This is a genomic window from Actinomyces graevenitzii C83, assembly GCF_000239695.1.
GTDB lineage: Bacteria > Actinomycetota > Actinomycetes > Actinomycetales > Actinomycetaceae > Actinomyces > Actinomyces graevenitzii.
In genome coordinates this window covers 1151325-1164312 of sequence record NZ_JH470338.1, presented here as the reverse complement: position 1 = coordinate 1164312, position 12988 = coordinate 1151325, and the positions used below count along the sequence as shown (strand labels likewise).

The 12988-nt window shown below is 60.8% G+C and carries 12 protein-coding genes; 10 read left to right on the top strand and 2 right to left on the bottom strand.

From position 1 onward, the window contains the following. Positions 1-24 precede the first annotated feature (24 nt). The 4 genes from HMPREF0045_RS05035 to HMPREF0045_RS05020 all read left to right on the top strand — a co-directional run bounded on the left by HMPREF0045_RS05035 (position 25) and on the right by HMPREF0045_RS05020 (position 5272). Positions 25-615 (top strand): YagU family protein, encoded by a 591-nt coding sequence (locus HMPREF0045_RS05035; RefSeq protein WP_005986133.1) that lies wholly within the window; start codon positions 25-27, stop codon positions 613-615. A gap of 104 nt (positions 616-719) precedes the next feature. Further along, positions 720-1742, top strand: a complete 1023-nt coding sequence (locus tag HMPREF0045_RS05030; protein WP_005986131.1) for an o-succinylbenzoate synthase — start codon at positions 720-722, stop codon at positions 1740-1742. 57 nt (positions 1743-1799) lie between these two features. Next, positions 1800-3827, top strand: a complete 2028-nt coding sequence (menD, locus tag HMPREF0045_RS09600; RefSeq protein ID WP_005986129.1) for a 2-succinyl-5-enolpyruvyl-6-hydroxy-3-cyclohexene-1-carboxylic-acid synthase — start codon at positions 1800-1802, stop codon at positions 3825-3827. Positions 3828-3922: 95 nt separating this feature from the next. Then, on the top strand, positions 3923-5272 hold the full coding sequence (locus HMPREF0045_RS05020; protein ID WP_005986127.1) for a S1C family serine protease: 1350 nt from the start codon (positions 3923-3925) through the stop codon (positions 5270-5272). A gap of 116 nt (positions 5273-5388) precedes the next feature. On the opposite strand, the gene HMPREF0045_RS05015 is transcribed toward HMPREF0045_RS05020, so the two are convergent. Further along, positions 5389-7032, bottom strand: coding sequence for an isochorismate synthase (locus HMPREF0045_RS05015; RefSeq protein ID WP_005986125.1), 1644 nt, complete (start codon positions 7030-7032; stop codon positions 5389-5391). Beyond that, positions 7029-7727, bottom strand: coding sequence for a demethylmenaquinone methyltransferase (locus HMPREF0045_RS05010; RefSeq protein WP_005986122.1), 699 nt, complete (start codon positions 7725-7727; stop codon positions 7029-7031). The genes HMPREF0045_RS05015 and HMPREF0045_RS05010 overlap by 4 nt, the downstream gene beginning before the upstream one ends. Positions 7728-7952: 225 nt before the next feature. Between HMPREF0045_RS05010 and ndhC the strand changes: the two genes are divergently transcribed. The 6 genes from ndhC (at position 7953) to nuoF (ending at position 12988) form a co-directional block, all read left to right on the top strand. Continuing rightward, positions 7953-8312, top strand: coding sequence for an NADH-quinone oxidoreductase subunit A (gene ndhC / locus HMPREF0045_RS05005; RefSeq protein WP_005986121.1), 360 nt, complete (start codon positions 7953-7955; stop codon positions 8310-8312). 15 nt (positions 8313-8327) lie between these two features. Next, positions 8328-8885, top strand: a complete 558-nt coding sequence (locus tag HMPREF0045_RS05000; protein WP_005986120.1) for an NADH-quinone oxidoreductase subunit B — start codon at positions 8328-8330, stop codon at positions 8883-8885. Beyond that, entirely contained in the window at positions 8882-9619 is a 738-nt protein-coding gene (locus HMPREF0045_RS04995; protein WP_005986119.1) for an NADH-quinone oxidoreductase subunit C, read from the top strand. The genes HMPREF0045_RS05000 and HMPREF0045_RS04995 overlap by 4 nt, the downstream gene beginning before the upstream one ends. Then, positions 9619-10977, top strand: a complete 1359-nt coding sequence (locus HMPREF0045_RS04990) for an NADH-quinone oxidoreductase subunit D (protein WP_005986118.1) — start codon at positions 9619-9621, stop codon at positions 10975-10977. The genes HMPREF0045_RS04995 and HMPREF0045_RS04990 overlap by 1 nt, the downstream gene beginning before the upstream one ends. Further along, a complete protein-coding gene (gene nuoE / locus HMPREF0045_RS04985) occupies positions 10977-11648 on the top strand; it encodes an NADH-quinone oxidoreductase subunit NuoE (RefSeq protein ID WP_005986117.1) in 672 nt (223 codons plus the stop codon). The genes HMPREF0045_RS04990 and nuoE overlap by 1 nt, the downstream gene beginning before the upstream one ends. A gap of 65 nt (positions 11649-11713) precedes the next feature. Beyond that, complete coding sequence (gene nuoF, locus HMPREF0045_RS04980; RefSeq protein WP_050807471.1) at positions 11714-12988, top strand: NADH-quinone oxidoreductase subunit NuoF; 1275 nt, start codon at positions 11714-11716, stop codon at positions 12986-12988.

Sequence of the window (12988 nt, the reverse complement as noted above, 5' to 3'; positions counted from 1 at the left end):
AGACTAAGGGTGCAAGGAGCCTAAGTGTTTAAAAAATTATTCGCCAGTCTGCTGCAAAAGACTGAGCCTGCACGCCGCAACGTGAAAGTTGCCGCCCTGGTGGGTGTTATTGGCGGCGTGTTCTCTGCCATCGTGAAGTTTGGTTGGGAAGTTCCCTTCCCGCCCCGCACGCCTGCACGTAACGCCACCAACCCTCCCCAGACCATGCTTGAGTGGTTTGGGATGAGCCCGGAGCAGTCGCACACCACCGTGTCGTTCAACCTTAACGACAACCTGCCGATCTACTCCTTCATCATTCACTTCAGCTTCGCCATTGTGTTTGCGCTGCTGTACTGCATTGCCGCCGAGTACTTCCCCAAGATCAAGCTGTGGCAGGGTGCTGCCTTTGGTCTACTGGTGTGGATCGGTGCGCACGTGGTGTTCATGCCGCTGCTGGGTTGGGTGCCCAGCCCCTTCCCGTGGGTTGCTGGCGGCCAGACCTGGTCCGAGCACTTCTCTGAGGCTCTAGGCCACGTAGTGTGGCTGTGGTCGATTGAAATTGTGCGCCGCGACCTGCGTAACCGCATCACCCACCAGCCCGACCCGGAAGTTCCGTTGGATCAGCCCTACCGCTGATAGCTAGCTGCAATCAGATTTAGTTGCCAAGGCCGTCTTTAAGGCGGTCTTGGTTGCGTTAAGGGCCGGGAGGGCGGCGTCGTCGCTAAGGAATAATGGGACCCATGCTTGAAACAATCCGTAAGCAATGCCCCCCACCCGCCGCCGCGCTGTGGGAAAGCATTGACCGGGTAGAGGTTTTCTCAATTGCCATGCGGGTGCGTTTTCGCGGTATCACCGTGCGCGACGGCGTCCTAGTGCATGGCCCCGCAGGCTGGGGGGAGTGCGCCCCATTTTGGAACCACCCTGATAGCCACAGCGCTAAATGGCTGGCCAGCGCCCTGAGCCAAGCCACAAAACCACTAGCTGACCAAGGCGTGCCAGAGCCTAAACGCCACCAAATCCCGGTTAATACCACTATTGCCGCCCTGGGGCCTGAGGAAGCTCAGGCACGCGCGCTCGCAGCAGTGGATGCGGGTATAAACACCGCCAAGGTGAAGGTAGCCGACAAGCCCGATTGTTTAAGTGAGGATCTACAGCGCCTAGAGGCGGTGCGCGGCGCCATGGGACCAGGGGCGGCTTTGCGCATTGATGTAAATGCCGCCTGGGATTTGGATCAGGCCCTAAAACTACTACCCCTATATGACCGCGCCGCCGGCGGACTCGAATACGCTGAGCAGCCTTGCCGCTCCACCGCTGATCTGGCGGTTTTACGCCGCAAACTCCAGGTGCCAATCGCCGCTGATGAATCCTTGCGTCTAGATGCTAATCCTATGGCGGTGCGACAGTTAGAAGCGGCGGATGTGGCCGTACTAAAAGTGTCCCCACTAGGTGGTATAAGCGCTGCTTATGAAATCTATAAGCGTTTAGAAATACCGGCGGTGGTTTCTTCAGCCCTAGACACTTCGGTCGGAATTTACGCCGGCCTGCGTCTAGCTAGCGCGTTAGATCAGCTGCCCTATGCTTGCGGCCTGGCCACCGGCTCACTGCTACAAGAAGACGTGATTGAGCCGCCCTTTAGGCCGGTAAATGGGCATTTGTTGCTGGGGCAGCCGGTGTCCGTTGAGCGTATCCCGCCCGCTAGCGAGCCTCTACGCGAGCGCTGGTGTCAGCGCCTGGTGCGCCTAAGCTCCCTGCTAGCTAGCTAAACTTAAAACCACATCTGGCGCCTTGGCGCGCTAGAGACCCAACTAGTTAGGCCAGTTGTGACCCCCCAAGAAGCATCCGCGCCCAGCGGCCCCGCCCTCCCGGCCGGCCAGCCAGCGGCCCTCCCAGCCTCCCAGCCTCCGGCCCGCTCAACCGGCCAGCCAGCGCCTCACCCTGCCGGCCCGGAAAGCCCGGCCACCTCGGAAAGCTCATCCAGCCCGGAAAGCCCTGCCACCTTACTGGCCCGCGCCGTGGTGGCCTCCCTAGTTGAAGCCGGGGTCAAACGAGTAGTGATCAGCCCCGGCTCGCGTAACGCCCCGCTGACCTACGCCCTGGCCGACGCCGCGCAGGCCGGCTACCTGCAGTTGCGCGTGGTGGTTGATGAGCGCAGCGCCGCCTTTGTGGCTTTAGGGGCCTCCCGCTCCGACTGGCTGCATGAAGGCCTAGCTCGCCCCGCCGTGGCGGTTATGACCTCCGGTAGCGCGGTAGCTAACGCGCACCCTGCCGTGGTTGAGGCCGACGCCGCCGGGGTGCCGCTAATAATTTTGAGTGCCGACCGCCCCCATGCCCTGGTCAACACTGGCGCCAGCCAAACCACGGTGCAAACCGGGATTTTTGGCGCCGCCACCCGCTACCAGGCGGACCTGGGCGACACCAACGAGATGAGCGCCGTCACCAATCAAGTACGCCGAGCGGTAGCCGCAGCCTCAGGGCGCCTAAGCCTAGACCCCGGCCCAGTGCATCTAAATGTGCGCCTAGCCCCGCCGCTGGCCCCCGCCGCCCCCTGGCAAGTGCCGCATCTGGAACCTAAAACCCACTGGCTGCGTGCGCGCAAACCCTTAGAGGAGCAGCTAAATGAGGTCACGGTCAGCCAGGTAGGGTGCCGCCTAGGTTTAGACCCCGCCCGGCGTGGGGTGATTGTGGTGGGGGACAACGACGACGCCCAGCTGGCCCATTATGCCGCCGTCCTGGCCCACGCTTGGGGGTGGCCGCTACTGGCTGAGCCCACCTCGCTGGTGCGCACCAACGCCAATGCGGTAGCTGCCTACAGCGCGCTTTTAGCTGGTGGCGATGGCTCGGCTGGTGGCGACGGCGCCCAGCTTTCTCAAGAGATCGAGCAGCTGCTGGTAGTTGGGCACCCCACCCTCACGCGTCCCATTAGCGCACTGCTGGCGCGGGCGGATATTTACCAGGTGGTGCTCACCAACCGGGCGCGCTGGAGTGACGTGTGCGGGCGCGCCGCCTACGTAACCACCCTGGAACAGGCCCTAAGCAGTCTAAATACCCCGGACGTCAGCGCCGGTGCGGAGGCGGGCACAGACGCCGATGCAGGTGGAGATGCCAGCGCGAGTGCAGCTGCGGAGGCCAGCGCCAGAGTCGGCGGTAGCGTCGGTGGGGAGGCAGGTGCCGGCGTCGGCAAAAACGCTCCGTCACCGCTGTGGCTACAACGCTGGCTACAAGCCGGCCAACAGCAACTAAACGCCACCAGCGTAACTAAAGCTGCACGAATGGCTTTAACTACCTGGCAGGCCACCTCACAATACAAAACTCATAGCCAATCAACAGCAATTCACAGCGACAGCCTAGAAAACAGCGTTACTTTAATGGCAGCTTCTTCGATGACCATCCGCTATCTAGATGCTGGATTACCTGCGGGTAAGCAACTGAAAAAGATGCCCGGCCCAGTAGTGGCTAATCGTGGATTAGCCGGTATTGACGGGACTATCTCCACCGCCGTGGGCCTAGCCTGGGCCAGTGGCCAGCCAGTGCGGGTAATTATTGGAGATTTAGCGGCAGCACACGACTTAACCGGCCTGGTTAAGGCAGTTACAGAAACCGAGGTAGACCTGCAAGTAATCGTATTAGACGATCATGGCGGCAAAATATTTAGCGGCCTTGAATATGGCGCCAGCGAGCTAAGTAATTATTTCCCACGTTTTTTCACTACCGCACAGCAAGTTGATTTCGCGCAGGCCGCAGCCGCATTTGGTGCCCACGTGGACGTAATTGACGACGTCGATGGGCTGCAATCCCTATTGTCTAAGCCAATTGCGGGCCGTAGCCTGGTGCATGTCAAACTTGTTTAAGGGTTGCTGCCAAATCCACCAAATGACCACGTCAGTATGATTAGCGTCCGTAAGGTGGCCATTGCTGGCTACCGCTAAGCATTTAGGAACTATTGATGAGCGATAACTACCAGCCCCGTAACCCCTACGCCCCCAACTATGGCGCTAGGCCGGCCGGCAACTACGGCGCCCCCTACGGCCAGGCTCCCTATGCTCCCTCTAGCGCCCCCGCTGCTCCCTCCGCTCCTGCTAGCGGCTACCCCGGCGGCTACAACAATGGCGCCAACTACACCTCTAACAGCGACAACAAGAAAAGCTCCCCAGGTTGGGGTGGGGTGATGGCCCTATCGCTGACCACCGCCCTGGTGGCCTCAGGTATCACCGCCGGCAGCATGTACTACGCTGGCGGCACAGAAGAGGCGCGGCCCGCTATCACCTCCACCTCCACCGTCTCAGCCAACAACCAAGGTAACACCAAGCTGGTAACCACCCAGGGTCAAACCCCTGACTGGCAAAAGGTAGCCGAAAATGTCTCCAGCTCCGTGGTTTACATCCGAGCCAAGCACTCTGAAGGCGGCGCTAGCGGATCGGGCGTGGTGATCGACAAACAAGGCCACATCATCACCAACAACCACGTGGTAACCGGGGCCACCGCACTATACGCCCAGCTCAAAGACGGGCGTATCTACGAGCTGGAACTAACCGGCACTGACCCCGCCAATGACCTGGCAGTAGTCAAAATCAAGAACGCCCCCTCAGACCTGACCGTAGCCCAAATTGGCTCCTCCAAGGACCTGAAGGTAGGCCAGGGCGTAATGGCTATCGGCGCCCCGCTGGGACTTTCCTCCACTGCCACCACCGGTATCATCTCAGCCCTAGACCGCCCGGTAGTCACTAAGGGCGAGTCCAGCGATGACTCCTCCGGCTCCTCAGCCAACCAACGCGTTTACACCAACGCCATCCAGGTTGACGCCGCCATTAACCCCGGTAACTCCGGTGGCCCGCTATTCGACTCACAGGGACGAGTTATCGGCATTAACTCCTCCATTGCCACCCTTAGCTCTTCCTCCTCCTCGGGCGGCGCACGTAGCGGAAACATCGGTATCGGCTTCGCAATCCCCATTGACCTGGCCAACAAGGTGGCTCAGCAGCTGATCAAGGATCGTAAAGCCACCCACGCCTACCTGGGCGTTTCACTTGAAGACGGCGGCGCCACAGTGAACGGCGAAACCCGCGCCGGAGCTAAGATCACCAAGGTTGGTTCGGGCACCCCGGCCGCCAACGCGGGCCTGCGTGAAGGCGACGTGATCTTGGCTGTTGACGGTCACGCAGTAGGCGAATCGGCGGCCCTGATGGGTTACGTGCGCCAGTTCAGCGCCGGCGACCAGGTCAAGTTCACCGTTGCGCGCGGCTCAAACAAGATGGAAGTTACCGTCAAGCTAGTGGAGCGCCCCGACGACAAGTAAGGGCCGCGCGCCCAGTCCCGGGCCGGCACGCCCGGCCTCGGGCGGTAAACCTGGCGGCGGGCTAAACCCAGGCTTGGGCGCTAAACCTAGCCTCGGGCCGGCAAACCCTGCCTGACTTACAAGCCCAAAGCGGCGCGCATAGGTGCCATTTTGGCGTTAGTTTCCGCCAGTTCATCAGCGGCAACTGAATCGGGCATAATGCCTGCGCCTGCAAAAATCCGCACCGAACCCACCGGCTGGTTACCCATCGGGTAGCCAGCCGGGCCGCCCTGTGTGCCAGCTGGCTGCGCCGTCGGAGACAGAACCTGCCCACTACGCAAAGCAATGCACCACTGGCCCTCACCGCGCCAATCCACCCAGCCCACCGGGCCGGCATAGCGCTCGCGGTCCATGCCCTCCAGCTCACTGATCAGCTGCGCAGCCGCCGCTGTGGGGGTGCCGCACACGGCCGCCGTCGGATGCAGCGCCTCCACCAGCGCTAACGCACCCGTATCGCCGGCTACCTGGCCGTAAATATCGGTGGCCAGGTGAATTACGTTAGGCAGGGTCAGCGCGAAAGGCTCACTGACGCGCAACTGCTCAGTGATGGGGGTAAGCGCCTTAACCGCCGAGGCCGCCGCCAGCTGGTGCTCACGAGAGTTTTTAGGTGAGCGGCTTAGCCAATCAGCTAGCTGCTCTAACTCGCCCTGGTCCATATTGGCTCGGCGCCGGGCTGTTCCCGCCAGGACGCGCGAAAACACTTCTCGTTCACGCAGCTGCAACAGCATCTCGGGGCTGGCCCCAATCATCCCGTCCACGCTAAAAGTCCAGGTGGTGGCAAAGCGCGTGGCCAGGTGCTCTAGCGTGGCGCCTAGCGTGAGCGGGCTGCTCAGGTAGCTGTCGCGCGCCAGCACCACTTTGATAGCCCGCTGTTGCTTCAGCGCCTGCGTGGCGAGCTCTACCGCCCCGGTCCACTGCGCATCACTTAGTGTGCCGCTTTGGTTGGTTTTGGTGCTCTCAACGGCGGCTGGGCTTGTTTGTCCGACGGCGGGCGCGTTTGCTTGGGCGACGACGTCCGGGCTGCTCGCGCTAGTGGCGCCGCTTGCATGTGCCGGTGCGCCGGCAGGGCTAGTTTTGGTGGTCGAAGTAGCAGAGCCCTGCGCGCAGACGGAGACAAAATCTAAAATGCCTGCCAAATCAGCGTTTTCCGGGGCAGTATTGTCAGCCACGGTGCGCACAAAACTCAGCTGAGGGCTGTAGGGCTGGCCCCTAAAAACCTCGCCGTGCGGCGTCGTCGTGGCGGGGGAGAGCTCAAAGCGGGTCAGCCACCAGCCCTGACGGTCACGCCCCACCAAAACCTGGGGCACTACCAGCACCGAACTAGCCTGAGAAGTAGCGCTAAAAGTGATAGCTCCCAGCGCCAGTGGCCCGCTGCCAGGGCGACGCACCTGGTCAACCCAACTAGCCTGGCCCACCTCGTGGCGCCAAGCCTGCCGCAGCTGCTCAATGCGCCTAGGCGGGTTGTAGCTGGGGGTATCTGCGCTGGGGTAGGGGCCTGGCTGGGCAAAGCTGGTAGGGGTGGCTGGCTCTGTGGGCGGCGTCGAGACTGACTCTGTAGGCGTGGGCGGGGCGCTTAAAGTGAGCAGGCGCCCCAAACCCACCAAGCCGTAGCCCTCATGCAGCCAGCAGCTGACCGACGTCGGCGCATACAAAAAATCAGTCAGGCTAACGCCGGGGCTAACCGACAGTGGGGTAGTGGTGCAAAACAGCTGACCGCTCATGCGCTGGGCTTAACCGCCTGATGCAGCGCCACAATGCCGCCAGAGAGATTCTTATAAGCCACCTGACGCCAACCAGCCGCAAGCATCAACTGCGCCAACGCCTCCTGGTTAGGCCAAGACAAAATCGACTCGGCCAAATAGTCGTAAGACTCAACATTGGAAGAAAACACCCTGGCCGCTGGGGGCATTACGTGACCTAAAAACCACTTGTAGCTCTCGCGCACCACCGGAGTAGTGGGGGTGGAAAACTCCGCAATCACAATCCGCCCCCCGGGCTTAGTGACCCGATACATTTGGCGTAAAGCCGCCAAAGTGTCGTTCACATTGCGCAGGCCGTAAGAGATAGTGACCACGTCAAAAGCGTCGTCGGCAAAAGGCAAAGCGGTGGCATCCCCAGCCACAAACTGCAGCTCCGGGTAGCGGCGCTTACCCTCCTGCATCATGCCAATGGAGAAGTCACAGGCCACCACCTGGGCGCCAGCAAGGGCATAGTCGTTAGCGGAGGTGCCCGTGCCCGCAGCCAGGTCCAAAACCTTCATGCCCGGGCCGGCGCCAACGGCAGCGCGGGTAACTGCTCGCCAAGCGCGCACTTGGAAACCGCTCATGACGTCATTGGTTAAATCGTAGCGGCGGGCGACAGTGTCGAACATGCCCGCTACTTCGCGCGGGTCCTTATTTAGGCTGGCTCGTGACATGGTCTAATCATCTCAGGTTTTAGAGCTTATAAGCGCAGATTTAAGCAAGCTAAACCGCGCGTAATAAAGCATTTTACTTAGGTGTGACAATCCGTCGTAAAAACGAACTTTTGGCGTAATATGGGGAAAAGCTAGAGGTTAAGTGCGTCGTGTGCGCAGCCCCTGGCGCCTAGCTACTACAGTTTAAATGTCAATCTCTGTGCGTAAAAGGATGGTGTTCTCGCCGTGAATCCCTATGTCTCCTTACTGGTGATGGGGGCAGTTGCGCTACTTATCGCCATTGGTGGTCTGGCAATGTCTGCCATTATCAGCCCCAACCGGCGCAACTCCACCAAGGTGCGTAACTATGAGTGCGGTGTGGATCCGACTCCTGCCAACAACGCTCACGGGCGCTTCCCAGTCAAGTTCTACCTGGTAGGTATGACCTTTATCATCTTCGACATTGAGGTCGTGTTCCTTTACCCCTGGGCCAGCTCTTTCGCAAAGCTAGGCCTGTTCGGGCTGGTAGCAGCACTTATTTTCATCGCCCTAATCACCGTTCCCTACGTCCTTGAATGGCGTCGTGGCGGCCTGGATTGGGACTGATAAGGGGATAAAAGTATGAGCCAAGAAAACCAAGCCGGTAACCCCGGATTCCTGCTAACCAGCGTTGAGACCGTGGCCGGCCTAGCCCAGTCACGTTCGCTGTGGCCCGTCACCATGGGTCTGGCCTGCTGCGCTATCGAAATGATGGCCACCGCCGGCCCGCGGTTCGACCTGGCCCGCTTCGGTTGGGAGGTGTTCCGTGCCTCGCCGCGTCACGCTGACGTGATGATCGTTTCCGGGCGTGTAAGCCACAAGATGGCCCCCATCGTGCGTAACGTCTACGACTCGATGCCTGAGCCCAAGTGGGTTATCTCCATGGGTGCCTGTGCCTCCACCGGCGGTATGTTCAACAACTACGCCGTAGTGCAGGGCGCTGACCACATTGTGCCGGTAGACATCTACCTGCCCGGCTGCCCCCCGCGCCCCGAAATGCTGATCAACGCCATGCTGGAGCTGACCAAGCAGATCTCCAAGCGCCCGCTGCTGGGCCACCGCAAGGAGATCGCCCGCGCCGTCGAGGCTGCCGCTCTGGCCGCCACCCCCACCCACGCACAGAAAGGCCTGCTGGCATGAGTGAAGAGCTAAGTCAGGCAACCGAGGCAGTGGCTGAAGTCGACGGCGTCGCCGTACGCCCGCAGCTAGCCCTGGAAGTTATCGGCAGCGAACACGGCCTATTTGGGGCCAAAGACGCCGGTGACACCACCGGTTTTGACGGCCTCAGCCAGGTAATCACCCTAGCCCCCGCAGCGGTGCGCCCCTACGGTGGCTGGTTCGACGCCGTCGTCGACGACCTAATCGAAGACCTACGCAAGGGCGGGCTGGAACCCTCCCAGGTAATCGAGAAGGTAGTTGTAGAAAACGGAGAGCTAACCATTTTTGTGGTACGCGAGCACCTGGTGGCCGTAATGCAGTACCTGCGTGACGACCCCGACCTGCGCTTTGAGCTGTGCATTGGGGTCTCGGGCGTTAACTACCCCGGCGACAAAGACCGCGAACTGCACGCCTGCTACCAGCTGATGAGCCTAACCCACGGCAGCCGTCAGCTGCGCATTGAGGTAGCTGTTCCCGACACCGACCCGCACGTGCCCTCAGTAGTTAGCGTTTACCCCGGTAACGACTGGCACGAGCGTGAAACCTGGGACCTGATGGGCATCGTTTTTGACGGTCATCCCGGCCTCACCCGCACGGCCATGCCCGATGACTGGGTAGGCCACCCCCAACGCAAGGATTACCCGCTAGGTGGTATCCCGGTCGAATACAAGGGCGCATCCACGCCCCCCGCTGACACTCGGAGGTCTTACCGCTGATGAGCATTCACGCAACCGGTGCAGCACTAGACTCTCTGGCCGCTGACGCTCCCCAGTTCCAAACTAACGGTGGTGACTGGGATGAAGTACTAGCCCAGATTGCTGCCCGTGATGAAGAAGAACGCGTGCGCGATGATCGCATCGTGCTGAACATGGGTCCCGTCCACCCCTCCACCCACGGCGTGCTGCGCCTGGTGCTAGAGGTGGAAGGTGAACATGTCACCGATGTGCGCGTAGGCACCGGATACCTACACACGGGTATCGAAAAGAACATGGAGTTCCGCACCTTCACCCAAGGCGCCACCTTCGTAACCCGTATGGATTACGTGGCCCCCTTCTTCCAGGAAGTGGCTTGGGCTCTGGCAGTGGAAAAGGCCCTGGGTATTACTGACCAGGTGCCCGAGAAGGCCTCGGTAGTGCGTGTGCTGCTCATGGAGCTAAACCGCATCGCCTCCCACCTGATCGCGGTGGGAACCGGTGGTAACGAGCTGGGTGGTACCACCTTGCTGACCATCGCCTTCCGTGGCCGTGAAAACATTTTGCGCGCCTACGAAATGATCACCGGCCTGCGCATGAACCACGCCTTTGTGCGCCCCGGCGGCCTAGCCCAAGACATTCCCGCAGGCGCGGTAGAGTTTATCCGCTCCACCCTGCCCAACATCAAGCGTGACCTGGGCGAGCTGGAAAAGCTGTGCATGGGTAACCCGATTTTGCGCGGCCGTATGATCGGCGTCGGTGAGATCGACCTGGCCGGAGCCATGGCCCTGAGCCTAACCGGTCCCTGCCTGCGCGCCACCGGCTACCCGATGGACCTGCGTAAGAGCGCCCCCTACTGCGGGTATGAAACCTACGACTTTGACGTGCCGGTTTACGACCGCTCTGACTGCTTCAACCGTATGCGCGTGCGTATGGATGAATGCTTCCAGTCTCTCAAGATTGTCTCCCAGTGCCTTGAGCGCCTAGAGCAGCTAGAGGGCGAGCCCACCATGGTGGATGACCCGGCTATCGCTTGGCCGGCCCGCATGAGCCTAGCCGCCGACGGCCAGGGCCAGTCCCTAGAGCACGTGCGTGAAATCATGGGCACCTCCATGGAATCCCTGATCCACCACTTCAAGCTGGTCACCCAGGGCTTCCACGTGCCCGCAGGGCAGGTTTACCAGACGGTTGAGCACGCTAAGGGTCTGCTGGGTGTGCACCTAGTTTCCGACGGCGGCACTCGCCCCTACCGCGTGCACTTTAGGGATCCTTCCTTCTCTAACCTGCAGTCCATGGCCATTATGGGAGAGGGCGGCATGCTTGCCGACATCGTTCCGACTCTGGCTTCCATCGACCCCGTACTAGGAGGTGTGGACCGCTGATGAGTTATGACGAAGCAACTTTGACGCGTCTACGTGAAGAAAGCGCCCAGATCATGGGGCGTTACCCCAGCGGGCATGAGCGTAGCGCGCTGATCCCGATGCTGCACCTAATTCAGAGCTATGACGGTTTCGTCTCGCCTGATGGCATCCGTTTTTGCGCTGAAACCCTGAACCTAACCACCTCCGAGGTTAGCGCTGTAGCCACCTTCTACAGCCAGTTCCGCCGTCACCCCGGCGGCCAGTACCACGTGGGTGTATGCACCAACGCACTGTGTGCGGTTATGGGTGGAGACGCGGTTTGGGACGCGGTTAGCGAGCACCTGGGCATCGGCAACGACGGCGTCACTGAAGACGGCAGCATTTCGCTAGAACGCATCGAATGCAATGCGGCCTGCGACTATGCGCCGGTAGTGATGGTTAACTGGGAGTTCTTTGACAACCAGACCCCAGCCAAGGCCGTTGACCTGGTGGACAAGCTACGTCAGGGCAAGCCGGTCGGCCCCACCCGTGGCCCCAAGCAGGTGCCCACTTTCAAGCAAAACGAGCACCTACTGGCTGGTTTTGAAGACGGCCTGGTAGATGAGGGCATCAGCGCTGGCGCCCCCAGCTTGCTAGGACAAACAATTGCCCAGGAAAAGGGCTGGAGCGCACCGAAGGAGGAAACCAAGTGAGTGACACTGCAGTGGCACAGCCCGCTTACAGTGCGCCAGGGACGCTAACGCCCATCTTGACCTCCATGTGGGGTGTAGACCGCTCCTGGACTATGGACGTTTACCGTCGTCACGGCGGCTATGAGGGCCTAGCTAAGGCCAAGAAAATGCAGGCTAGCGAAATTGTTGAGCTGGTTAAGGCTTCCGGCCTGCGCGGCCGTGGTGGTGCAGGCTTCCCCACCGGCCTGAAGTGGTCCTTCCTGCCCGCCCCCGACGGCAAGCCGCGTTACCTGGTGGTTAACGCCGACGAGTCCGAGCCGGGCACCTGCAAGGACATCCCCACCATTATGGGTAACCCGCACGCCCTGATTGAGGGTATAGCGATCACTTCGCGCGCTATCGGCTGCGACCACGCTTTCGTATATCTGCGCGGTGAGGTTAGCCAGGTTTACCGCCGCCTGCTGGCTGCGGCCCGTGAGGCTATGGAATCTGGCCTGCTAGACACCGGTTTTGGCCTGGACGGCAAGCAGCCGCTAACCATTACTGCTCACGCCGGCGCGGGCGCCTACATCTGTGGTGAAGAAACCGCGCTGCTGGACTCGCTCGAAGGCCGCCGTGGTCACCCGCGTCTAAAGCCGCCCTTCCCGGCTGTGGCCGGTCTGTACGCGCGTCCCACCGTTATCAACAACGTTGAGACCATCTCCCAGGTGCCCGGCATCCTGCGTGAAAGCGCCGCTTGGTACTCCGCTATGGGTACTGAAAAGTCTAAGGGTCACGGTATTTTCTCCGTCTCTGGGCACGTGCGTAACCCCGGCCAGTTTGAGGCTCCTTTCGGCATCACCATGCGCGAGCTGATCGACATGTGTGGCGGTATCCGCAACGGTCACCAGCTCAAGTTCTGGGTGCCCGGTGGTTCCTCCACCCCCATCTTCACTGAAGATGAGCTCGATGTTCCCCTGGACTACGAGTCTGTAGGTGCCGCCGGCTCTATGCTGGGTACCCGCGCCCTACAGGTATTTGATGAGACTGTTTCGGTTGTGCGCGTAGTGACTCGCTGGACCGAGTTTTACCAGCACGAATCTTGCGGTAAGTGCACGCCTTGCCGTGAAGGTACCTACTGGATGCGCCAAATCATGCTGCGCCTAGAGGCCGGTAAGGGCCTGCCGGGTGACGTGGAAAAGCTGGAGTCGATTGCCTCCAACATCGCTGGGCGCTCCTTCTGTGCGCTAGGTGACGCTGCCGCCACCCCGGTGCTAAGCGGCATCAAGCGTTTCCGCTCCGAGTTCGAGGCTGGTTACACCACCCCGGCTTGTGAGCTCTTCCCCTACGCAGCCAGTGCAATCACGGAAAGCGGACGGTGA